Raw genomic sequence first — 21,744 nt, 5'->3', positions numbered from 1 at the left:
GCGGGCCGGACCCGGGGCGCCCGGGCGTGGTGGCACTCCGTCGCGTTCCGTGACGGCGCCGCCACTCGGCGCAGGAGCGACGGCCCCAACCCTGCCGTTTGGGGGGGATTGGTACGACCATCGTATGGACGTGCCTTAGGGTCCCGTCCGGTTCAATTGGTTCCCAGGAAACTCCCAGGAATCGGGAAGTCGTCGGCAGAGGGGAGCGCCCGTGGGCGCCCAACAGCGCAGGAACCCGTGGCCGGGCACCCTCGCGGCCGGTACCGCGATGGTCCTCGGCGCCTGGCTGCTGCACGACGGCGGTCCCGGCGAGCTTCCCCCCGCCCCCGGCACCGGGCAGGCCCTGAGTGGGTTCGCCCCGGTCTCGGTCGTCCCGCCGCTCGGCCCGTCGGCGCCGACCCGGATCCGCATCCCGGCCGTCAAGCTCGACGCCCCGGTCACCGGTCTCGGCCTGGAGGCCGACGGCCGGCTCCAGGCGCCGCCCGCGGCGGACCGCAACCTCGCCGGCTGGTACCGGGGCGGGGCGACCCCGGGCCAGCGGGGCACCGCTATCATCGCGGGCCACGTGGACAACAAGAGCGGCCCGGCCGTCTTCTACCACCTGGGTGCGCTCCACCGCGGGGACCGGATCGAGTTCGTCCGGGCGGACGGCGCCACCGCCGTCTACCAGCTGTACGCCATCGAAGTGCACGACCGAAAGGACTTCCCGGACGACCGGGTGTACGGACAGGCCTCCGACGCGCAGCTGCGGGTGATCACCTGCGGCGGTGCGTTCAGCGAGGAGCACGGCTACGAGGGCAACGTCGTGGCCTACGGCTTCCTGGCCGACACCACCCGGCCGGGGAAAGCGGCATGACCCCGATCACCCTCGCCAACCCGTGGAACCCACTCGACTGGCCGCTGACGCACGGCCCGATCCCGTACGCCGTGCTGGCCGCGGGCTGGGGAGCGCTGCTCGTGCTCGCCGTCTCGCGCAACCGCTCGTGGTGGAGCTTCCGGCTGCCCGCCGCGCTGTTCACCGCGGCGGCGCTCAGCCTGCTGCTGGGCGTCGTCGTCGACGGCTGGTGGCACCCGTTCCCGGAGGGCACCCCGGACTACGTCACGTGGTGGGTGGCCGTTGCCCTGCTGGGCTTCTGCCTGGTCGGCTACCGCTTGCGCGGCGTCTCCTGGCGGCGCCGCGGGCTGGCGCTCGGCCTCGGCTCGCTGGTGCTGCTGATGGCCGCGTCGCAGATCAACATCGGCTTCGGCCAGTACCCGAACGGCAAGATCATGCTCGCGCCGTTCCTCACCGACACCGGGGCGAAGATCGCCCCGAAGGTCGCCGAGACCGCGAGCGCGCCGCAGGGCTCGGCGCTCTCGGAGGTCTGGACGCCCCCGGCCGGCCTGCCCGGCAAGGGCACCGTCTCGCAGGTGTACATACCCGGGGCCAAGTCCGGCTTCGTCGGCCGCAGCGCCTACGTCTACCTGCCGCCCGCCTACCAGGCCAACCCGCGGCCGCTGCTGCCCGTGCTCGTCCTGATCACCGGTCAGCCCGGGACGCCGGCGGACTGGGTGCTCAACGCCCAGGTGAACGAGTCGCTGGACGCGTTCGCGGCCGAGCACGGCGGCCTCGCACCGATCGTCGTGATGCCCGACCAGCTGGGCTCTACCTGGGGGAACACGCTCTGCATGGACTCGAAGATCGCGAAGGCGCAGACCTACCTCGCCGCCGACGTCCCCGACTGGATCGACAAGCACCTGCAGACCGCCAAGGGCCGCGGGTCCTGGGCCGTGGGCGGCGCCTCGATGGGCGGCACCTGCGCCCTGCAGCTCGGTGTCAACGCGCCCGACGTCTACGGCACCGTCCTCGACATGTCCGGCCAGGAGGAGCCCACGCTGGGCAGCCGGGACGAGACCGTCAGGAAGGCGTTCGGCGGTGACCGGGCCAAGTTCGAGTCGGTCGACCCGCTCTCGGTGATGGCCCACCGCACGTTCCCCGACACCTCGGTGGCGATCGTGGTCGGCCGCGGCGACTACGACTTCCGGCCGGGGATGGAGAAGGTCTACCAGGCCGTCCAGGCGGCCGGCATGAAGGCCAAGTTCGACCTGCTCCCCGGCGGGCACGGCTGGGGGGCCTGGCGGATCGGCATCGCCGAGCAACTGCCGTGGATCGCCCGCCAGACCGGACTGCTCAAGTGAGCCGCACCCGGGCGGCCGCAGCCGTCGTCACCAGGCCGGAGGTGGTCGTGGACCAGGAGCCGGCCACCCGCACGCCCGTCACCCCCACGCCCGTCACCCCCACGCCCGTCACCCGCACCCCGGAGCCGCGGCCGCAGCGCGTGCGCCGGACGGCCCGGCTGGTCGGCGCCCGACTGCGCTCGGCCCCGCTGACGATGGGGGCGCTCGTCGTCCTGTGGGGCGTCGGCGCGGCCACCGGGAGCCTGACCGGGCCGTCGGCCCGGCTGCTCCGGCAGGCCGGGACCGGCGTCCAGACGCTCTCCGAGGGCCGCTGGTGGACGCCGTTCACCTCGCTGTTCTGGTGCGCCGGGATCGGCGCGTACGTGTTCACCAGCCTGCTGCTGCTCCTCGTCGGCCCGGCCGCCGAGCGGCGGCTCGGCCGGTGGCGCACCCTCGGGGTGCTGGTGGTGGGGCAGGCCGCGGGCACCGTGCTCGGCACCGCGCTGGTCGCGGCCGGCTCCCGGGCCGGCGAGCAGTGGACCGACTCGGTGGTCGACCAGGTCGCGATCGGCCCCGGCCCCGGCCTGTTCGCCCTGGCCGCGGTGCTCGGTTACCGGCTCAGCGTGTTGTGGCGCCGCCGGATGCACCTGTTGGTGCTGCTCGTGCCGCTGGTCATGACGCTGTACGTCGGCCACCTGCAGAGCGTCCAGCGGTGTGCCGCCGCGCTGCTCGGGCTCGGCGCGGGCGCGCTGCTCACCCGAGGCCGGTTGCTGCTGCGCACCCACCGCTCCTCGCACGCCGAGACCAGGGTGCTGGTGGCGCTGTGCCTGGTCGCCGCCGCCTTCGGCCCGCTGATCGCCTCGTTCTACGACAACGCGGCCGGGCCGTTCAACACCTTTTCCGAGCTGTACTTCTCCCACCGGCTCAGCCCGGAGGAGATCGCCGACTACTGCGCGACGTCGGTGCACGACTGCGCCCGCGCGCACGCCGTCGAGCGGATCTTCGACACCCCGGGCCGGCTGATGGCGGCGCTGTTCCCGGCGCTGCTGCTGGTGCTCGCCGAGGGGCTGCGCCGCGGGCTGCGGTTCGCCTGGCGGATCACCGTCGTCACCGAACTGCTGTGGGTGGCGCTGCTGGTGTGGCTGTACAACGACTCCGGGGCGGACGCCGGGGACGTGATCCAGTACTTCGTCGAGGCGCTGCTGCTGCCGCTGCTGACCACGGCCCTGCTGCTCGCCACCCGCCAGCGGTTCCGGCTGCGGCTGGCGGGCCGGACGGTGCGCCGGCTGGCGGCCGTCGTGGGCGGCGCCGCGCTGGCGGCCGCCGCCGCGTACACGGTCCTCGGGGTCCTGGTCGCCGGCCAGTTCGAGCCGGGGGCGACGTTCCGGGGGCTGGTGCACGGGCTGCCCGCGCAGTTCCTGCCGCCCGCCTACAACGACCTGCTGCCGGACTACCCGATCGCGGTCGGCCCGGTGGCGCGGTTCCTGGAGACGTACTGCGGGCTGGCGTTCTGGGCGGTGGCGCTGACCGTGCTGCTGCTGGCCTTCCGCAAGCCGGTGGTCCACACGGACGCCGCGGCCGCGCAGCGGGCCCGCGCGCTGCTGACCGCGCACGGCGGCGGGACGCTGTCCTTCATCACCACGTGGGACGGCAACCACTACTGGTTCGACGAGGAGGGCCGGGCGGCCGTCGCCTACCGGGTGCTCAACACGGTGGCGCTGACCACCGGCGACCCGTTCGGCGAGCCCGCGGCCCGGGCCCGGGCCGTGGCCGGCTTCGCCCGGTACTGCGACGCGCGCGGCTGGACCCCGTGCTTCTACAGCGTCTCCCCGGAGACCAGGGCCGCCGCCGAGCAATTGGGCTGGCGCTCGGTGCAGGTCGCCGAGGACACCGTGGTCGCGCTGCCCGAGCTGGCCTTCACCGGCCGCAAGTGGCAGGACATCCGGACGGCCCTCAACAAGGCGGGCAAGCAGGGCATCACCGCGGAGTGGTGGGCCTACCGCGAGGCGCCGCTCGCGCTGAAGGACCAGATCCGCTCGATCTCGGAGGAGTGGGTCTCCGAGAAGGGCCTGCCCGAGATGGGCTTCACGCTCGGCGGTCTGGAGGAGCTGGACGACCCGGACGTCCGGGTGCTGGTGGCGGTCGACGAACAGGGCGTCGTGCACGGGCTGACCAGTTGGATGCCGGTGTACGAGGGCGGCGCGCCGGTCGGCTGGACGCTGGACTTCATGCGCCGGCGCTCGGACGGCTTCCGCGGCGTGAACGAGTTCCTGATCGCCTCGGCCGCGCTGGGCTTCAAGGAGGAGGGCGCGCGGTTCCTGTCGCTGTCCGGCGCGCCGCTGGCCCGCTCGGGGCAGGAGGAGGCCACCGGGCTGCAGCGGATGCTGGACTGGATGGGCCGGGTGCTGGAGCCGGTGTACGGGTTCCGCTCGCTTCTCGCGTTCAAGTCCAAGTTCCAGCCGGAGTACCGGCCGATGTTCATGGCCTACCCCGACCCGGCCGGGCTGCCCAGCATCACCCGGGCGATCGGCAAGGCCTACCTGCCGCACCTGACGGCGGCGCAGGGCGTCCGGCTGATGCGTCGGCTGTCGGGCTGACCGGAGCGGTGGCGGGCGGTCGCCGGCCGCGGGGGCGCCCGCGGACGCCGGCGCGCCGGTCAACCGAGCAGCTCGGCGAGCGCGCGGTCGGCGTCCAGGTGCAGGTGCTCCTCGCCCTCGGGGACGAGCAGCCGGCTGCGCCACAGGAAGCGGCGCAGGTCGGCGGTGTCGAACCGGAGCAGGGCGGTGCCCTCCGGGGCGCGCAGCTCGACCGTGGTGCGGCCTCCGGCGGCGGGGCGGACGTGGACGTCGCCGAGCCCGGCGGGCAGCTCCAGGCCCGCCGAGAGCAGGTGGCGGGCGAACACCCAGACGATGTCGGCGGCGGCCTCCGCGTCGTCGCGGGGGCCGTCGGCGGGCTCGTCGAGGGAGAACTCGGCGGGGAAGCCCATCCGGACGGCGAGCGGGTCCTCCGGTCGGTAGGCGAGCGTGACCCGCAGGCGGACCGAGCGGTGGAGGGAGAGGAACAGGCGGGCCTGGACGGTCTCTTCGACGGCGCTGTGGTGCACGGGGGTCCCTTCGGGGTCGGGCGGGGCCCCGGTGGTGCGGCCCCACACCAGTGAGAGCGGGGGGACGGCTTCCGCTTACGCCACTCCGCAGGGCTTTCGACGTGACCTGCGTCACGTCGATTTCCGGCCGTCGACCGGTCCCGCAGGCCCCGGACGGAGCCGGGTCGAAGCGCCGGAACGGAGCCGGGGCCGGTAGGCTGGGCGGGTTGTCCGATCGCCGCCCGACTGCGGGGTGAGGCCGCAAGACCGCCTCTGACCTGCGATGATCCCCTTCGGAGCCCGTGAGTACCGCCGCCGCCTCCTCGATGCCGCTCTTCTCCGACGTGTCGGAGCCGGACGCTCCCGTCCGGGCCGCCGGCCATGCCGCACCCGCCTCCTCGCACCACCTCTCGCCGGCCTTCCCCGGCCGTGCCCCCTGGGGTACGGCGGGCAAGCTGCGTGCCTGGCAGCAGGGGGCGCTGGACAAGTACATCGAGACGCAGCCGCGCGATTTCCTCGCGGTCGCCACCCCGGGCGCCGGGAAGACCACCTTCGCGCTCACCCTCGCCTCGTACCTGCTGCACAACCACCTCGTGCAGCAGGTGACCGTCGTCGCGCCGACCGAGCACCTGAAGAAGCAGTGGGCCGAGGCCGCCGCGCGCATAGGCATCAAGCTGGATCCGGCGTACTCGTCCGGGCCGCTGTCCCGCGAGTACCACGGCATCGTGGTCACCTACGCGGGCGTCGGGGTGAACCCGATGCTGCACCGCAACCGGACCGAGGCCCGCAAGACCCTCGTGATCATGGACGAGATCCACCACGCCGGTGACTCGAAGTCCTGGGGCGAGGCCTGCTTCGAGGCCTTCGAACCGGCCGCCCGGCGGCTCGCGCTGACCGGGACGCCGTTCCGTTCGGACACCAACCCGATCCCCTTCGTCCAGTACGAAGCGGGCGGCGACGGCATCCGCAAGTCCGTCGCCGACTACACGTACGGCTACGGGCACGCGCTCGCCGACCACGTCGTGCGCCCGGTGATCTTCCTCAGCTACAGCGGCAACATGCGCTGGCGCACCAAGTCCGGCGACGAGCTGGAGGCCCGGCTCGGCGAGCCGATGACCAAGGACCTGATCGCCCAGGCCTGGCGCACCGCGCTGGCCCCCCAGGGCGAGTGGATCCCCTCCGTGCTCCAGGCCGCCGACCGGCGGCTGACCGAGGTCCGCAAGGCCATCCCGGACGCCGGCGGGCTCGTCATCGCCACCGACCAGACGGTGGCCCGCGCGTACGCCAAGATCCTGCGCGAGATCAGCGGGGAGAAGGTCACCCTGGTGCTCTCGGACGAGGCCGAGGCGTCCAAGCGCATCTCCGACTTCTCCGAGGGCACCTCCCGCTGGATGGTCGCGGTCCGCATGGTGTCCGAGGGCGTCGACGTTCCCCGGCTGTCCGTCGGGGTGTACGCGACCTCGATCTCCACCCCGCTGTTCTTCGCCCAGGCGGTGGGCCGCTTCGTGCGCGCCCGCAAGCGCGGTGAGACGGCCTCGGTCTTCCTGCCGACCATCCCGATGCTGCTGGGCTTCGCCAACGAGATGGAGCTCCAGCGCGACCACGTGCTGGACCGTCCCAAGAAGGAGGGCGAGGGCCTGTTCGACGAGGAGGACCGGCTGCTCGCCGAGGCCGAGCGGGCCAACGAAGGCCCGGACGGCGCGGGCGGCGACGAGTTCTCCTACGAGGCGATCGGCTCCGACGCGGTCTTCGACCGGGTGCTGTACAACGCCATGGAGTTCGGTATGCAGGCCCACCCGGGGAGCGAGGAGGAGGAGGACTACCTCGGCATCCCCGGCCTGCTGGAGCCGGACCAGGTGCAGATGCTCCTCCAGAAGCGTCAGCACCGCCAGATCCAGCGCAGCAAGACCAAGCCCGCCGAGGAGGCCGACCTGCTGGAGCTGCCGGCCGAGCAGCGGCCGGTCGTCACCCACCAGGAACTGCGCGAGCTGCGCAAGGAGTTGAACACCCTGGTGGCGGCCTGGCACCACCGCACCAACCAGCCGCACGGCACGATCCACAACGAGCTGCGCCGCGAGTGCGGCGGCCCGCTGACCGCGCAGGCGACGGCGAATCAGCTGAAGGCGCGGATCGCCCGAATCCGGGAATGGGCGAAGTAACGGTACGTCAGTGGATTCCTCCCGTTCGGCAAGGGGGGAATCCGGAGCGCGGTAACGCGTTATGACATTCCGGTATAGCTGGTGGAATTGTCGGGGCGATCGGTCTGATCATCCGATAGTGTTCCGCGTGCCGCGCTGCCACCGGACCCGTCCGTGCTGCGCGCCGTCCCGACCGGGCCGGCCGTCAGCGACGGTGGAACGGCGGACACCTCACCACCCGGCAGGCGACCGATCTCACGGCCGGGCCAGTCACACCAAGGAGCACAGCGAACGTGTCGTACCCCCCTCAGCCCGGCCAGCAGCCGTACCCGGGTCAGCCGTACCCCGGCCAGCCGTACCCGGGCATGCCGGAGTACTCGGACAAGTCGAAGATCGTCGCGGGCATCCTGCAGCTCTTCCTCGGCGGGTTCGGCATCGGCCGCTTCTACACCGGTCACATCGGCATGGGCATCGCCCAGCTCCTGACCTGCGGTGGTTTCGGCTTCTGGGCCCTGATCGACGGCATCATGTTCCTGGTCAGCAACGACCGCACGGACGCCCAGGGCCGTCTGCTGCGCGGCTGACCTTGAGCGCGCCACGCATGGCACGCCGCCCCGGCTCCGGCCGGGGCGGCTTCGTCGTGCCCGCGCGCCTGCGCACCGCGGGCCCGCCGCTGGCCGTGCTCCTCGGAGGCCTGGCCGGCTCGGCCTACCTGTGGTCGCGCAACCCCCACCTGCCCGGGCAGGCGCTGCCGTTCTGCCCCTTCCGCCGGATCACCGGCCTGCAGTGCCCGGGCTGCGGCGGCACCCGGATGACCTACGACCTCCTGCACGGCGACCTCGCGGCCGCGTTCCACGACAACGCGATGCTGCTGGTCTGCCTCCCGCTGGTCGCCCTGATGTACGTGACCTGGCTGCGCGAGGGACTGGCCGGCCGCAGCTGGCGGCCGCCGCTCGGGCGGCGCGGTACGGCGGCGGTCCTCGGCGCCGCGGTGGCCTGGACGGTGTTCCGCAACCTCGGGTAGCCGCCCCGCGGCCGCGGCTCGAGTACCTCCCGCGATCCCGACTCCCGGAGTGCCCGGTACCCCGACGTGTCCGGACTTCGGACTGTGTTCGAACGAGCGACCGGGTCGGGTGGTCGATATACGGTCTTTTGCCCCGGTTCGTTCCGGACGCCGCAATCGATCACGACCGAATTTTGGACAACCACTTCCGTCGCGACATTTCCTTCACTACCTTTCCCACACGCTCTTCCGCCGGGTCACCCCCGAGAGACGGGCGCCGCAGGGCTCGCACGGGCGTCATGGATTCGCACCGCGATTCGCACTGCGCGACCCGAGCGCGGCCACCCCCCATCTGCGCGCGAAACCCCGCCCCGGGCCGGCCCCCGCCGGTCCGTGAGCTGCCGCGGAAAGGAATGCCCGTCGTGACAGCCGAGACCTCCCAGACCCTGGACCGTGGCGTCCGGGTGCTCAAGCTCCTCGCCGACTCCGAGCGCGGCCTCACCGTCACCGAACTGGCCGCCCGGCTGGCCGTCAACCGGACCGTCGTCTACCGGCTGCTGGCCACCCTCGAACAGCACGGACTCGTCCGCCGCGACATCGGCGGCCGGGCCCGGGTCGGCCTCGGCGTGCTGCGCCTGGCCCACCGGGTGCACCCGCTGCTGCGCGAGGCCGCCCTGCCGGCCCTGCGCAGCCTGGCCGAGGATCTCGGCGCCACCGCCCACCTCACCCTGGTCGACGGCAACGAGGCGCTGGCCGTCGCGGTCGTCGAACCGAGCTGGACGGACTTCCACGTCGCCTACCGCACCGGCCTGCGCCACCCGCTCACCGAGAGTGCCGCGGGCCGGGCGATCCTGGAGGCGCGCGCCTTCCCCCACCAGCGACGGCCCGAACAGGGCTTCGTCATCACCCGTGCGGAGGAGCAGTCCGGGGCGTGCGGCGCGGCCGCCGCGCTGCTCGGGCTGAGCGGCGTGGAGGGCAGCGTCGGCGTGGTGATGCTGAACGGACTGGTGCCCGAGCGGGTCGGGCCCCGGGTCGTCGAGGCCGCCACCGAGGTGGCCGACGCCCTGCGGTAGTGCCCGGGCGGGACGTCCGGTGTGTTTGGATTCCTCCTGTGTCCGACTCCAAGCTGACCAAGGCCCTGACCGCCCCGCGGACCCGTGCGCTCGCGCTCTGCGGGGTGCTGGTCGCCGCGCTGTTCGGGGTGGCCGGTTTCGTCCCGCTGCCGTACACGCTGACCTGGCCCGGCCTGACCGCGGACACCCTCGGCAGCTACCACGACAAGCCCGTCCTGACCATCACCGGGGCGCCGCTGCGCACCACCACGGGCGAACTGCGGATGGTCACCATTTCGGCCACCAACCCGGGGGACCGGACCACGCTGTGGCGCTCCCTGGAGGCCTGGGTGGACCCGGACTACGCGGTGCGGCCCACCGAGTCGGTGTACCCGCAGAGCAACCCGGCCAAGGCCGAGCAGGAGACGGCGCAGCAGATGACCGAGTCGCAGGACAGCGCGACCACGGCCGCGCTCGCCTACCTGCACCTGTCGCCGGACCAGGTCAAGGTGAAGGTCGACCTCGGCGACGTGGGCGGCCCGAGCGCCGGCCAGATGCTGGCGCTCGGGATCATCGACAAGCTGGCCGGCGACGGCAAGGGCGGCGACCTCACCGGCGGGCTCACGATCGCGGGCACCGGCACCATCGACGACCAGGGCAACGTCGGCGCGGTGGGCGGCGTCCCGCTGAAGACGCAGGCGGCCGCGCGCGACGGCGCGACGGTCTTCCTGCTGCCCAAGGACGAGTGCACGGACGCCGGCGTGAACAAGCCCGCGCAGCTGCGGCTGGTGCCGGTCGGCACGCTCGCCGAGGCGGTCTCGGCGCTGGACGCGCTCAAGAGCGGCGCCGGCGTTCCCTCCTGCTGACCGCCGGCCGGGCCCCGGCTACTCGGCGGCGGCCTGGTCCACCAGCGGCAGGATGCGGTACGGGACCGGGTTCTCCAGGGCGATCGCCGTCGAGGAGCGGACGATCCCGTCGAAGCCCACCACGCGGTCGATCACCCGCTGGAGGTCGGCGTTGGAGCGGGCCACGATCCGCACCATCATGTCCCCGGCGCCGGTGATCGTGTGCAGTTCCAGCACCTCGGGCACGCTCGCCAGGTGGGCCCGGACGTCGGCGCCCTGGCCCTGGGAGATCTCCAGGGTCGCGAAGGCCGTCACCGGGTAGCCCAGCGCGGCCGGGTCCACCTCGGGGCCGAAGCCGCCGATCACGCCCTTGGCCTGGAGCCGGTCCAGCCGGGCCTGTACGGTGCCGCGGGCCACCTGGAGGCGGCGCGAGCACTCCAGCACGCCGATCCGGGGCTCCTCGGCGAGCAGCCGGATCAGGCGGCCGTCCAGCGCGTCGATCGCGTCGTTCGTGCCGCCGGCCGTCGTGGCGGGCGCGGCGGCGGAAGGGCCCTGCGGGGTGGGGGCGTCGGGCGAGCCGGGTGAGCTCGGGGACTGGTCGGGGGGCATCGCGGTTCCGTCCTCCGGTGGGCATTCCGTACAGCGGTGCGGCCGATTCTCCCGCCCGGCGCACGGCTTGACCAGGAGGAAACGGAACGGTCGCGCGCAGGTCGGCCCGGCGTCAGCGCACCGCCGTCTCGACGACCGGGGGGTGGCCGTTCCAGTAGACGAACACCGAGTTGGCCTGGTTGTCCTTGGTGAAGTCCACCCGCATCCACTGGTCGCCGTTCCACACCTGCATCTGCCAGCCCGGGTCCGGGGTGGCCGAGACGAGCGAGGCCCGGTCCGGGCGGATGTCCAGGGCGACCCGGCCGCCGGGCACCGGGTAGCTCTTCACCGAGGACGTCGCCGTGGTGGCCGCGGGCACCGGGCGGTGCGAGGTCGGTGCGGCGGTCGCTGCGGAGGCCGGCGTCCGGGAGGAGACGGCGGACGGGGAGACGGGCTGGGCGGATCCGTCGGGCTGGGGCGCGGACCGCTCCTCGGCCGGGCTCGCGGCCGGCGTGAGCGGGCCGCCGCCGGTGGCGGGGGAAGGCAGCGGCAGGGCCTTGGGCTGCTCGAACGCGTCGCCGGTCAGCACGGCGTGCACGCCGAACCAGGACAGCGCCACCGCCGCCCCGGTGGCCGCCGCCCAGGCGCCGAGTTGTACCAGTCCGTTCCGCATCGTGCGGACATCCTGCCGTACTCCGCACCGGGGCGGACCGGCACCCCCGTTGACAGGAAGGGGAGTTGCCCACTGTCCGGGCCGCGCCCCCGCCGGCCACCGACCGAACCCCGACCCACCCCCGAGGTACAGACCAGTGCCCGCCCATGGCGTACCGTGCAGGGCCATGGCAACAGTGCTCGTGGTCGAGGACGACCCCTTCGTACGTTCCGCGCTCATCCGGCACCTGACCGACACCGGTCACGCCGTCCGCAGCGTGGGCACGGCCCTGGAGGCGCTGCGGGAGGTCGCCCAGGTCGGCTGCGACCTGGTGATCCTCGACCTGGGGCTGCCCGACCTGGACGGCAGCGAGGCGCTCAAGATGATCAGAGGGCTGACCAACGTCCCGGTGATCATCTCCACCGCGCGGGACGACGAGGCCGAGATCGTCCGGCTGCTCAACGACGGCGCCGACGACTACTTGGTGAAACCTTTCTCCGGAGAGCACCTGAGCGCCCGGATGGCCGCCGTGCTGCGCCGCATCGGCGGCGGCGCCGCCCCCGTCGCCCAGGTGCTGCGGGTCGGCGGACTGGCCATCGACCTCCAGCGCCGCGAGGCCGTCCTGGACGGGCGGCTGCTCGACCTGACCCGCCGCGAGTTCGACCTGCTGGCCTTCCTCGCCGCCCGCCCCGGCGTCGTCGTGCCGCGCAAGGAGATCCTCGCCGAGGTCTGGCAGCAGACCTACGGCGGCGACCAGACCATCGACGTCCACCTCTCCTGGCTGCGCCGCAAGCTCGGCGAGACCGCCTCCAGCCCCCGCTACCTGCACACCGTCCGCGGCGTCGGGGTGCGGTTGGAGGCCGCCGCGGAGCAGGGGGAGCACCGGACATGAGGCGGCCGGACGCCGGGCGGTTCGGGCTCTCGCTGCGCTGGGCGCTGGTCAAGGCCGCCGTCGCCGGGACCACCATGGTCGCGCTGGCCTTCCTCATCCCGCTCGGCCTGATGGTCCAGCAGACCGCCCGGGACCGCGCCTTCACCGCGGCCGGGCGGCAGGCCGCGGCGCTCGGCCCGGCCCTGGCCATCACCACCGACCAGGACGCCATCGACCGCGCCCTGGCCAGCACCGACGCCGGCGCCCAGAACCGGATGGCCGTCCACCTGCCCGCCAAGGTGCCGCCCGCCATCGCGCCCGGCGACGACGGCCCCGGCGGGCCGACCATCGGCCAGGCGCGAGCCGCCGCGGCCGACGTCTCCACCGCGAGCGGGAAGGGCCGCTCCTTCACCGTCGGGGTGCCCGGCGGCTACGCGCTCCTCCAGCCGGTCGCCGTCGACACCGGACGGACGGCCGTCGTCGAGGTCTTCGTCGCCGACGGCGACCTCACCCGCGGCGTCACCACCGCCTGGCTCGTGCTCTCCGCGGTCGCGCTCGCCCTGGTCGCGATCTCGGTGCTGGTCGCCGACCGGATGGGCACCCGGATCGTCGCCTCGGCCCGCCGGCTCGCCTCCGCCGCCCGCGCACTCGGCGCGGGTGACCTCGCCGTCCGGGTGCCGGTCGACGGCCGGGTGGCGGCCGGCAGCCCCGAGGAACTGCGTGAGGCCGGCCACGCGTTCAACACCATGGCCGACCGGGTGGTCCAACTCCTCGCCGCCGAACGGGAACTGGCCGCCGACCTGTCGCACCGGCTGCGCACCCCGCTGACCGTGCTGCGGCTCAACGCCGCCTCGCTCGGCGAGGGCGACGCCGCCGACGCCACCCGGCACGCCGTCGCCCAGTTGGAGCGCGAGGTCGACCAGATCATCCGCTCCGCCCGCCGCGCACCCGGGGACGCGCCCGCCGTCGCCGTCGGCTGCGACGTCACCGAGGTGCTCCGCGAACGGGTCGGCTTCTGGTCCGCGCTCGCCGAGGACGAGGGCCGCCGCTGGCAGCTCGCCGGGGCCGACCGGCCCCTGCCGGTGCCGGTGCAGCGCGGCGACCTGGCGGCGGTGGTGGACGCGCTGCTGGGCAACGTGTTCCGGCACACGGCGGTCGGCACCGCGTTCTCGGTGGACGTCCTCGCGACGGACGGCTCGGTCATCGTGCTGGTCGGCGACGCGGGCCCGGGCTTCAGCGACCCGGCCGCCGCCCTCAAACGCGGCGAGGGCCACGGTGGCGAGGGCTCGACCGGCCTCGGCCTCGACATCGTCCGCAAGCTCGCCGAGTCCACCGGCGGCGACCTCGCCCTCGGCCGCTCCGCCGTGCTCGGCGGCGCCGAACTCCGCCTGCGCCTGCGGACCCGCCCCGACACCGCCGGCCCGCGGGTCGGGCGCCGCCGCAGCCGGGCCGCACTGTTCCAGAAGTAGTCGTTCGTACAAGGGGGTTCGGGGGTGGGACGGGCGCGGTCGGGGGGTGTGGCGGGGATCTTCCTTAACAGCCCCCTAAGGGAGTTCTACCCCTCGCTCAGCAGGCCGGTTCCGGCCCTCGGGCGCCGCTAGCGTCGGTCGCGCCGGTCATCCGACCGAGCCGGGACGGCCGTCCGGACGCCTGTACGCACCCGCGTCCGGTCGGTGGTCTCCCGCCAGCACTCCGCGGAGGTAGCGCGCCCATGACGATCCAGCCCGACCGCCGTTCCGGCCACCGCAGGCGCAGCCGCAGGGGCACCGTCATCGGGGCCTCGGCGGTGGCCGCCGCACTGGTCGCGGGCGGCGCCGTCGTCCTCGCCTCCTCGGCGAGCGCCGCCTCGCTCGGCGCGGTCTACAGCCGGACGAGCACCTGGGACGCCGGCTACACCGGCCAGTACCTGGTGACCAATCCGGACGCGAAGGCGATCGACGACTGGACGCTGACCTTCGACCTCCCGGCCGGGGCGCGGATCGACTCGCTCTGGAACGCGACCTTCACCGCCGACGGGCAGCACGTCACCGTCCGGCCGGAGTCGTGGGACAAGCGGCTGGAGCCGGGCAAGAGCGTCGTGGTCGGCTTCGTCGCGCGGGGCGCCGGCGCGGCGCAGGGCGAGCCGGCCAACTGCCTGATCAACCACACGTCCTGCAAGGGCGGCGACGGCAGCGTGCCGACTCCCTCGGGCCGTCCGACCGCGACCCCCACGGCGACGGCCTCGGCGACTCCCAGCGCGACGGCCACTCCGACGGCGACGGCGACCCCCACCGCCACCGCCAAGCCCAGCCCGACCGCGAAGCCGACCACCCCGGCGCCTGGGACCACCGGCCCCGGCCAGTCCCCCACCCCCACGGCCACCGGTGCACCCGTGCCCCCGGCCGGCGCCGGGGCCGGCTTCGCCCCGTACGTCGACACCTCGCTCTACCCGCCCTACGACCTGGTGGCCACCGCCAAGGCCACCGGCGTGAAGAACTTCAACCTCGCGTTCGTCGTGTCCGGCGGCGGATGCACCCCCAAGTGGGGCGGTGTGAGCGACCTCTCCAGCGACGCCGTGGCCGCCCAGGTCGGCGCGCTGCGGGCGGCGGGCGGTGACGTCCGGGCGTCCTTCGGCGGAGCCAACGGCACCGAGCTCGCCGCCGCGTGCTCCTCCGTCACCGACCTGGCCGCCGCCTACCAGAAGGTCGTCGACGCGTACGGCCTCACCCGGCTCGACTTCGACGTCGAGGGCGGCGCGATCGCCGACGCCGCGGCCAACGGCCGGCGCGCCCAGGCCATCGCCCAGCTCCAGCGGACCGCCGCCGCCAAGGGCCGGCCGCTGGACGTCTCCTTCACCCTGCCCGCGCTGCCCTCCGGTCTGACCCAGGACGGCGTGAACCTGGTCGCCGGCGCCAAGGCCGGCGGCGTCGCCATCGGCGCCGTCAACATCATGGCGATGGACTTCGGCGACGGCGTCGCCCCGAACCCGCAGGGCCGCATGGGCACGTACGCGATCGCCGCGGCCACCGCGACCCAGGCCCAGGTGAAGAGCGTGCTCGGGCTGGACGACGCGGCCGCCTGGCGCAAGGTCGCGGTCACCCCGATGATCGGCGTCAACGACGTCGCCAGCGAGGTGTTCACCGTCGCCGATGCCAAGCAGCTCGCCGCCTTCGCCGCCGGCAAGCACCTGGCCTGGCTGGCGATGTGGTCCGGCACCCGGGACAAGGCCTGCGACGGCGGCGCGAAGGCCTACGCCGACGCGAGTTGCAGCAGCATCGTCCAGCAGCCGCTGGACTTCACCCGAGCCCTCGGCGCTTACACCGGCTGACCTCCGGCCCGACCCCCGGCCCGCCCCCCCGCCGGACCCCCGCTCCCTCCCCGCGCCCCGGCCGGGCGTGCTCCGATCCGCGACCGAGCACGCCCGGCCGGGGCCTTTCGTCACCCTGAGTGATTGTTCGTGGCCGAGCCCGCCCGGCGGGCATCCGGTATCGTCGCTGCTTGGCCGAGCCGTGGACGGAGTGGACAGTGACAGCGGTGCAAGACGAGCGCAGCCCGGGGCGGACCGCACCCGACCCCTCGCCCGGCCCCCTGTCGCAACGGCTGAAGCACGCGTTCGGCGTACCCGTCCGCTCCCTGCGCGAGGCCCCCCGCCGGCCGCTGCTGGCCGTCTCGGCCGTGGCGTTGCTCTCCCTGGTCGTGTACGCCGTGGTCCGCCACTTCGTGCACACCTCGATGGTCGACATGATCGTCTACCGGGCCGAGGGCGCCGCCGTCGCCAACGGCACCGACCTGTACGCGCTGCGCGTCACCGAGTGGAACCTCCCCGCGACCTACCCCCCGTTCGCGGCCATGCTGTTCGTCCCCACGACCTGGTTCCCGGTGCCGTTCCTGCGGGTGGCGATCACTCTCGGCAACCTCGGGCTGCTCGCACTGCTCACCCACCTGTCGTTCAAGCTGGTCGGCTGGCCGCGCAGGGAACTGCGGCCGCTCGGCGTGATCCTGGTGACCGGCTGCGGCGTCTGGCTCGAACCGGTGTTCACCACGCTCCGCTACGGCCAGATCAACCTCGCGCTCGCCTGCCTCATCCTCTGGGACCTCACCCGTCCGGACGGCCGCCGCGGCAAGGGCGTGGCGATCGGCATCGCCGCCGGCCTCAAGCTCACCCCCGGCCTGTTCGCCGTCTACCTGCTGCTCACCGGCCGCGTCCGGGCCGCCTTCGTGGCCGGCTTCACCTTCCTCGGCACCTTCCTGATCGGCGCGCTCGTCCTGCCCGACGCGACCTGGGGCTTCTGGACCGAGTACCTCTACGACTCGTCCCGGGTGGGCAAGACCGAGATCGTCGACAACCAGTCGCTGCGCGGCGCCTTCGCCCGCCTCCTGCACACCGCCGACCCCGGCACCCTCGCCACCCTCGGGGCCGGCGCGGCCGCCGTGGCCGGGCTCTTCGTCGCCGCCTGGGCCGCCCGCAGCTCCCGCTGGCTGCCGCGCGCAGAGGCCTGGGGCGTGTGCTGCGCCGCCGTCACCGCCGTGCTGATCTCCCCGATCAGCTGGACCCACCACTGGGTGTGGTGCGTGCCGGTGCTCGTCCTGCTCGCCGCCGAGGCCTCCGTCGAGCACGCCCGCCCGGCAGCCGTCCGCAGGGTCCGCTGGCGGGCCGTGTTCTGGGCCACGCTCCTCGCGTTCTTCTCCTTCGCGATGTGGGCCGCCAAGCCGCAGGGGCCGGCCGTCCTGCACATGGGCCCGCTGCGCCAGCTGCCCACCTCCGTCTACCCGTGGGTCGGGTTGTGCTTCCTGCTCGCCGCCGCCATCCGGATAAGGGCCCGGCGGCGGGCCGGCGGCGCACCGGTCGTCCGGCTGCCCGGACAGCGCGACGGCGGACCCGGCGCCGCGCGCGCGGCTCAGAAGGCCCCCGCGGCCCGCTGAGCCGCGCCGCGCGGGGACGGCCCCGTGGTCGCGTCCGGCCGGGTGTGCCCGTCGGGGCGCAGCCTCACGCGAGCAGTTCGGCGAGCGAGCCGTCCAGGTCCAGCGCGGCCAGCTCGCTGCCCGGCGGGACGAGCCGGTGCGCCCGCTCCAGCCAGGCCGCGACCACCGGCAGCGGCGCCTCCAGCAGCGCGTCCCCGGCGGGGGAGCTCAGCGCCAGGCACAGCACGCTGCGCCGCCCCACGGGGGTCCCCCCGGCCGAAGGCCGGGGGAGGGCCGGCCAGATCCGCACGTCGCCCTGGCCACACGGGCGGAACGTGCCCTCGACCAGCAGCTCGCGGGCGAACACCCAGGTCACCGGCGAGCCGGTGTCCAGGTGGAAGGTGATGTGGACCGCGTACGGGTCGTGGCTGCCGTACGACAGGCGGGCCGGGACGGGGACGCTGTGGTCGGGGGAGAGCACCAGGTTGAGCTCCAGCTCGTGCTCGACCACGCTGACGGGGCGCTCCATGATCGTCTACCTCTCTGCCTTCGGTTCGTGCCCGGTTCCGGGCCCTGTGCCCTTTGAGAGAGAGGTCCGCGCCGGCTCTTACTCGTGTTTCCGGAATTTCTCCGGAAAGTTCCGCCCGGGGTTGTGAACGGAGGCGTTGAGGGCGCGCGAACGCGTCCGCGCGCCAGGAGGCGGCGCGGTCGGATCCCATACCCCGGGCGGCCACCCGGTGTCCGGGGATTCGCCGATTTCCCGTCACCGGTCCGCCGAGGTACTACCCTTTGTGACTGCCCGGCGACTGTCTGACCTTCCGGTGATGCCCCCACACGCACCGCCCGCGGAGCCGCCCGCCGCGCCCCGGGCCGCCCGCGGGCCCGCCGGGCGGGCGTGCCGCGGCGCCGCCGGGACCTGCCAGGAAAGAAGACCCCGTATGACGGACCAGCCCTTCGCCGGCGGCGCGGACACGGCGGTCGGGCCCGAGCCTGGCTACTACGCCGACCCCTCGATCCCCGGCTTCGTCCGGTACTGGGGCGGCTCCGCCTGGGTGCCGGGCACCAGCCGGCCCGCCCCGGCGGACGGCGAGGTGCTGGAGCCGCCGCGCTTCGCGGCCCGGCGACCGGGGGCGGGTGCCGGCGCCCCGGCGGGCGGGCGGCCCGTGCCGCCGCCCGCCGTGCCGGTCCGGGAGCCCGAGCCCGCTCCGTCGGACGGTGGGGGCGGCGCCGGGGAGCGCGCCTCCGGGGACACCGGGCCGGTGTACCTGGACCAGACGGAGGGCGGGGCCTCGTTCGTCATCGGGCCGCGGCTGGAGTCGGCCGGGGGGCCGGTGTTCCGGGCGGCCGGGGAGCCGGGCGGCCCCGGTGGCCCCGGTGGGCCGACGGCGACCGACGCGACCGGATGGCAGGCCGACCCGCGCGCGCAGCGGGGCCTGATGGAGACGGGCGGGGCGCCGCGCTGGGTCTCGTGGGGGGTGCTTCCGGAGGCGCCCGGCGAAGAGGAGGGGCGCGCGGACGAGAGGTGCACTCCGGTTGATGAGGCGGCGGCGGCCGACGCCGATCCGGTGGTGGTCGGCGCGGCCCCCGGTCCGGCGGCGGCCCCCGGTCCGGCGGCGGTGCTCGCCGCGGCCGTTCCGGCCGTCCCGGCCGCCTCGGTCCCGTCGGCTTCCCCGGTGGCGGTCCGGACGACGCTCGCCGAGCCGGTGTCCGTCGCACCCGCCCCCGCGTCGGAGGAGTCCCACGACGTGGCCGAAGCGACCCCGGCTCCGGCCCCCGCCCCGGCTCCGGCCCCCGCCCCTGCCACCGCCCGCCCGCAGCGGCAGGCCACCGCGCGCCGCCGCCCCGCGCCCGCCCCGCCCGCCGGGCTCGGCCGGCGGCTCGCCGCGCGCGCCGTCGACACCACCGTCCTCGCGGTCGTCGCCACCGCGGCCGGGATCCCGCTCGGCAGCGCCGTGTCCGACCACATCCAGGAGAAGCTCGACCAGGCCCGGATGGCCAGCGCCCTCAGCCGCCACGAGGTCCAGGTGTGGCTGGTGGACGACGTCGTGGTCGGCAAGATCGCCGTCCTGCTCGGCATCCTGCTCTTCGTCAGCCTGCTCTACGAGGTGCTGCCGACCGCCCGCACTGGCCAGACCTTCGGCAAGCGGCTCGCCGGGATCCGGGTGGCCGACGCCGCCGCCTCCCCGAGCGCCGCCGTCCGCACCCGGCTGAGCCTCGGCCGCTCACTGCTGCGGTGGACCGTCAGACAGCTGTCGCTCCTCCTCCCCGTCGCCCTGCTCTGGCCGCTCCTCGACCGCCCGGCCCGCCGCGGCTGGCACGACCGGGCGGCGCGCACCCGGGTCGTCCGCGACTGAGCGGCGGGGCCCGGCCGCTTCCCGCCCCGCCGGTGCAAAACGGACGGAATATCCCTAACCCTGAGAATGTGTGATGTTCTACTCGGGGGATGAGCACCAACGACCCCTCAGGCCCCCAGCCGGAGGGGGGCGGCAAGCCCTCCTTCGACAAGCAGTCCCCGCAGTCGGGCGGCGGCACGCCGGAAGGCAAGCCGTCGGACCCGTACGGAAACCCGCCGCCCGCCGACGCCCCCCAGGACCGCCCCGGCGCGTACGGCGGCACCTACGGCGGCCCGCCCCAGGGTGCGCCCGGCTACGGCCAGCCGCCGTACGGACAGGACCCCTACGGACAGCCGCCCCACGGCCAGCACCCGCCCGGCCGCGACCCGAACGCCTACGGCACCCCCACCGGCGGCCCCGTCCCCGGGATGCCGCCTCTCGGCAGCTGGCCCAACCGGATCCTCGCCCGGATCATCGACTACCTGCTCGTCCAGGTGGTCGCCATCCTCGTCCTCCTGCCCTTCGCGCGCCTCGGCGACCGCTCCGGCGAGACCGGGGCGTTCTGGCTCGCCTGCGCCCTCTACTTCGTCTACGAGGGCCTCATGCTCAGCCGGGACGGCCAGACGCTGGGCAAGAAGGCGATGAAGGTCCGCGTCGCCATGCTCGTCGACGGCAACTCGCCCACCCAGTCGGCCGCCTGGACCCGAGCCGCCGTCTTCATCCTGCCCGCCGTGCTCTGCTGCGCCATCCTGTGGTGGATCATCGACGGGCTCTTCGGCGTCTTCGACAAGCCCTACCGTCAGTGCATCCACGACAAGGCCGCGAAGACCGTGGTGGTCTCCACGGCCTGACCGGTGGAGCGGCTACGCCCGGAACGGGACGCCCGGCGGCGGATCAGCGCGGCCGGGCGTACTCGTGCCCGGCCGGCGTCGGCACCCGGGCCGCCCGCCCGGACCGCGACGACGGCAGGGGCAGCAGCGCCACCAGCGTGCCGAGCGCCAGGGCGAAGCCCACCAGCACCGCGACCTCCAGGACGCCCGCGGCGCCCGAGACGGCCAGCAGCACCACGGTGGTGGCGACGACGGTGAACGTACCGAGGAGCAACTGGGCAGCGGACGGACGCGGCATGGCGGGGTCCTTCGCACGTCGGGGGAAACGGGCGGTCGGGGAGCTCCGGCCGGTGCGGCACCGGCCGCCAGGAGTCCTACCCGGCACAGGAGTTCGGTAAGTCCAGGCTAACCCCCCGCCCCCGGGGCACGGGGGGCGCACGGGCTCACCCCGGGGGTCGTCCGGGCCGCTCGGTACGGTGATCGGGACCGACCGTCCACCCGCGCACCATCACCCCAGGGGGAACCGCCCGTGCCCATCCCCGCCGACTGGCCCACCACCGAGGCCGAGGCCCGCGCCGAACAGGAGCGGCTCCGTCCGCTCGTCCGGGCCCACGACGACCCGGACGCCGCCGCCGTACGGCTCGTCGCCGGCGTCGACGTCGCCTACGACGACGACCGGGACCTCGTCGTCGCGGCCGCCGTCCTCCTCGACGCCGACACCCTCGACGTCGTCGAGCAGGCCACCGCCGCCGGGCGGATCGCCTTCCCGTACGTCCCCGGGCTCCTCGCCTTCCGCGAGGTCCCCGCCGTCCTCGACGCCCTCGCCGGTCTCACCCGCACCCCCGACCTCGTCGTCTGCGACGGCTACGGGCTCGCCCACCCGCGCCGCCTGGGCCTCGCCAGCCACCTCGGCGTCCTCACCGGCCTGCGCACCCTCGGTGTCGCCAAGACCCCGTTCACCTTCGACCACCGGGCCCCCGACGCCCCGCGCGGCTCCACCAGCCCCCTCACCGACCCCGCCGACGGCGAGGAGGTCGGCCGGGCCGTCCGCACGCAGCCCGGCGTCAAACCCGTGTTCGTCTCCGTCGGCCACCGCATCGGACTCGACACCGCCGTCGCCACCACCCTCCACCTCGCCCGCCGCTACCGCCTCCCCGAGACCACCCGCCGCGCCGACCACCTCTGCCGCGGAGCGCTGACGGCGGCGCAGGGGGCGCCGGCGCAGGGGTCGTCGACGGACTGACGTCGCCGTGGTTCCGGTCGCTGCCGGGCGTGGCGGTAATTCGGTGAGGGGTGGCGGCAATCGTGCTGG

At 74.5% G+C, this 21,744-nt stretch carries 20 protein-coding genes; 15 read left to right on the top strand and 5 right to left on the bottom strand.

Annotation, left to right across the window (positions count from 1 at the left end; genetic code table 11):
- Positions 1 to 268 precede the first annotated feature (268 nt).
- Genes PUR71_RS24135 through PUR71_RS24125 form a run of 3 tightly spaced genes read left to right on the top strand, consistent with a single transcriptional unit; the run spans position 269 to position 4,754 of the window.
- Positions 269 to 856, top strand: coding sequence for a class F sortase (locus PUR71_RS24135; RefSeq protein ID WP_329929224.1), 588 nt, complete (start codon positions 269 to 271; stop codon positions 854 to 856).
- Positions 853 to 2,178: an alpha/beta hydrolase gene (locus tag PUR71_RS24130; RefSeq protein WP_329929176.1), complete on the top strand. Its 1,326-nt coding sequence runs from the start codon at positions 853 to 855 to the stop codon at positions 2,176 to 2,178. Before PUR71_RS24135 ends, PUR71_RS24130 begins: the two co-directional genes overlap by 4 nt.
- Positions 2,175 to 4,754 (top strand): rhomboid family intramembrane serine protease, encoded by a 2,580-nt coding sequence (locus PUR71_RS24125; protein ID WP_329929175.1) that lies wholly within the window; start codon positions 2,175 to 2,177, stop codon positions 4,752 to 4,754. Before PUR71_RS24130 ends, PUR71_RS24125 begins: the two co-directional genes overlap by 4 nt.
- Positions 4,755 to 4,813: 59 nt before the next feature.
- On the opposite strand, the gene PUR71_RS24120 is transcribed toward PUR71_RS24125, so the two are convergent.
- The gene (locus PUR71_RS24120; protein WP_329929174.1) at positions 4,814 to 5,260 is read right to left on the bottom strand and encodes an SsgA family sporulation/cell division regulator; all 447 of its coding nucleotides are present in this window, start codon (positions 5,258 to 5,260) and stop codon (positions 4,814 to 4,816) included.
- 305 nt (positions 5,261 to 5,565) lie between these two features.
- Between PUR71_RS24120 and PUR71_RS24115 the strand changes: the two genes are divergently transcribed.
- The 5 genes from PUR71_RS24115 (at position 5,566) to PUR71_RS24095 (ending at position 10,298) form a co-directional block, all read left to right on the top strand.
- Positions 5,566 to 7,398 (top strand): DEAD/DEAH box helicase, encoded by a 1,833-nt coding sequence (locus tag PUR71_RS24115; RefSeq protein WP_329929223.1) that lies wholly within the window; start codon positions 5,566 to 5,568, stop codon positions 7,396 to 7,398.
- 272 nt (positions 7,399 to 7,670) lie between these two features.
- On the top strand, positions 7,671 to 7,961 hold the full coding sequence (locus PUR71_RS24110; RefSeq protein ID WP_443077540.1) for a TM2 domain-containing protein: 291 nt from the start codon (positions 7,671 to 7,673) through the stop codon (positions 7,959 to 7,961).
- 17 nt (positions 7,962 to 7,978) lie between these two features.
- A complete protein-coding gene (locus PUR71_RS24105) occupies positions 7,979 to 8,401 on the top strand; it encodes a DUF2752 domain-containing protein (protein ID WP_329929173.1) in 423 nt (140 codons plus the stop codon).
- A 401-nt stretch (positions 8,402 to 8,802) separates the two neighbouring features.
- Positions 8,803 to 9,453 carry an IclR family transcriptional regulator gene (locus PUR71_RS24100; protein ID WP_329929172.1) on the top strand — a complete coding sequence of 217 codons (651 nt, stop codon included), beginning with the start codon at positions 8,803 to 8,805 and terminating at the stop codon, positions 9,451 to 9,453.
- A gap of 38 nt (positions 9,454 to 9,491) precedes the next feature.
- Positions 9,492 to 10,298, top strand: coding sequence for a S16 family serine protease (locus PUR71_RS24095; protein ID WP_329929171.1), 807 nt, complete (start codon positions 9,492 to 9,494; stop codon positions 10,296 to 10,298).
- Between the two features lie 18 nt (positions 10,299 to 10,316).
- Here PUR71_RS24095 and PUR71_RS24090 read toward each other — a convergent pair whose 3' ends face one another.
- Together PUR71_RS24090 and PUR71_RS24085 are read right to left on the bottom strand one after the other, a co-directional pair.
- Positions 10,317 to 10,886, bottom strand: coding sequence for an Lrp/AsnC family transcriptional regulator (locus tag PUR71_RS24090; protein ID WP_329929170.1), 570 nt, complete (start codon positions 10,884 to 10,886; stop codon positions 10,317 to 10,319).
- Between the two features lie 112 nt (positions 10,887 to 10,998).
- Complete coding sequence (locus PUR71_RS24085; RefSeq protein WP_329929169.1) at positions 10,999 to 11,538, bottom strand: hypothetical protein; 540 nt, start codon at positions 11,536 to 11,538, stop codon at positions 10,999 to 11,001.
- Between the two features lie 166 nt (positions 11,539 to 11,704).
- Between PUR71_RS24085 and PUR71_RS24080 the strand changes: the two genes are divergently transcribed.
- The 4 genes from PUR71_RS24080 (at position 11,705) to PUR71_RS24065 (ending at position 17,290) form a co-directional block, all read left to right on the top strand.
- A complete protein-coding gene (locus PUR71_RS24080; protein WP_329929168.1) occupies positions 11,705 to 12,409 on the top strand; it encodes a response regulator transcription factor in 705 nt (234 codons plus the stop codon).
- Positions 12,410 to 12,441: 32 nt separating this feature from the next.
- Positions 12,442 to 13,857: a sensor histidine kinase gene (locus PUR71_RS24075; protein WP_329929221.1), complete on the top strand. Its 1,416-nt coding sequence runs from the start codon at positions 12,442 to 12,444 to the stop codon at positions 13,855 to 13,857.
- A gap of 242 nt (positions 13,858 to 14,099) precedes the next feature.
- Positions 14,100 to 15,695 carry a glycoside hydrolase family 18 protein gene (locus PUR71_RS24070; protein WP_329929167.1) on the top strand — a complete coding sequence of 532 codons (1,596 nt, stop codon included), beginning with the start codon at positions 14,100 to 14,102 and terminating at the stop codon, positions 15,693 to 15,695.
- Between the two features lie 197 nt (positions 15,696 to 15,892).
- Positions 15,893 to 17,290, top strand: a complete 1,398-nt coding sequence (locus PUR71_RS24065) for a glycosyltransferase 87 family protein (protein WP_329929166.1) — start codon at positions 15,893 to 15,895, stop codon at positions 17,288 to 17,290.
- Between the two features lie 64 nt (positions 17,291 to 17,354).
- Here PUR71_RS24065 and PUR71_RS24060 read toward each other — a convergent pair whose 3' ends face one another.
- Positions 17,355 to 17,798 (bottom strand): SsgA family sporulation/cell division regulator, encoded by a 444-nt coding sequence (locus PUR71_RS24060; protein ID WP_329929165.1) that lies wholly within the window; start codon positions 17,796 to 17,798, stop codon positions 17,355 to 17,357.
- Between the two features lie 409 nt (positions 17,799 to 18,207).
- On the opposite strand from PUR71_RS24060, the gene PUR71_RS24055 reads away from it, so the two are divergent.
- Positions 18,208 to 19,623 carry an RDD family protein gene (locus PUR71_RS24055; RefSeq protein ID WP_329929164.1) on the top strand — a complete coding sequence of 472 codons (1,416 nt, stop codon included), beginning with the start codon at positions 18,208 to 18,210 and terminating at the stop codon, positions 19,621 to 19,623.
- Between the two features lie 89 nt (positions 19,624 to 19,712).
- Positions 19,713 to 20,453: an RDD family protein gene (locus PUR71_RS24050; RefSeq protein ID WP_329929163.1), complete on the top strand. Its 741-nt coding sequence runs from the start codon at positions 19,713 to 19,715 to the stop codon at positions 20,451 to 20,453.
- Positions 20,454 to 20,496: 43 nt separating this feature from the next.
- Here PUR71_RS24050 and PUR71_RS24045 read toward each other — a convergent pair whose 3' ends face one another.
- The gene (locus PUR71_RS24045) at positions 20,497 to 20,730 is read right to left on the bottom strand and encodes a hypothetical protein (protein ID WP_329929162.1); all 234 of its coding nucleotides are present in this window, start codon (positions 20,728 to 20,730) and stop codon (positions 20,497 to 20,499) included.
- A gap of 231 nt (positions 20,731 to 20,961) precedes the next feature.
- Between PUR71_RS24045 and PUR71_RS24040 the strand changes: the two genes are divergently transcribed.
- The gene (locus PUR71_RS24040) at positions 20,962 to 21,675 is read left to right on the top strand and encodes an endonuclease V (protein WP_329929161.1); all 714 of its coding nucleotides are present in this window, start codon (positions 20,962 to 20,964) and stop codon (positions 21,673 to 21,675) included.
- Positions 21,676 to 21,744: the final 69 nt, after the last annotated feature.

It is taken from the genome of Streptomyces sp. SP17BM10 (genome assembly GCF_036322405.1).
Taxonomy (GTDB): Bacteria; Actinomycetota; Actinomycetes; order Streptomycetales; family Streptomycetaceae; genus Kitasatospora.
This window is presented reverse-complemented; position numbering and strand designations above follow the sequence as displayed.

Bases quoted from the DNA above. Each gene is read 5' to 3' on its own strand.
- PUR71_RS24135 (WP_329929224.1), top strand. From the start codon at position 269: ATGGTCCTCGGCGCCTGGCTGCTGCACGACGGCGGTCCCGGCGAGCTT.
- PUR71_RS24130 (WP_329929176.1), top strand. From the start codon at position 853: ATGACCCCGATCACCCTCGCCAACCCGTGGAACCCACTCGACTGGCCG.
- PUR71_RS24115 (WP_329929223.1), top strand. From the start codon at position 5,566: ATGCCGCTCTTCTCCGACGTGTCGGAGCCGGACGCTCCCGTCCGGGCC.
- PUR71_RS24105 (WP_329929173.1), top strand. From the start codon at position 7,979: ATGGCACGCCGCCCCGGCTCCGGCCGGGGCGGCTTCGTCGTGCCCGCG.
- PUR71_RS24090 (WP_329929170.1), bottom strand. From the start codon at position 10,886: ATGCCCCCCGACCAGTCCCCGAGCTCACCCGGCTCGCCCGACGCCCCC.
- PUR71_RS24085 (WP_329929169.1), bottom strand. From the start codon at position 11,538: ATGCGGAACGGACTGGTACAACTCGGCGCCTGGGCGGCGGCCACCGGG.
- PUR71_RS24080 (WP_329929168.1), top strand. From the start codon at position 11,705: ATGGCAACAGTGCTCGTGGTCGAGGACGACCCCTTCGTACGTTCCGCG.
- PUR71_RS24070 (WP_329929167.1), top strand. From the start codon at position 14,100: ATGACGATCCAGCCCGACCGCCGTTCCGGCCACCGCAGGCGCAGCCGC.
- PUR71_RS24060 (WP_329929165.1), bottom strand. From the start codon at position 17,798: ATGGAGCGCCCCGTCAGCGTGGTCGAGCACGAGCTGGAGCTCAACCTG.
- PUR71_RS24055 (WP_329929164.1), top strand. From the start codon at position 18,208: ATGACGGACCAGCCCTTCGCCGGCGGCGCGGACACGGCGGTCGGGCCC.
- PUR71_RS24050 (WP_329929163.1), top strand. From the start codon at position 19,713: ATGAGCACCAACGACCCCTCAGGCCCCCAGCCGGAGGGGGGCGGCAAG.
- PUR71_RS24045 (WP_329929162.1), bottom strand. From the start codon at position 20,730: ATGCCGCGTCCGTCCGCTGCCCAGTTGCTCCTCGGTACGTTCACCGTC.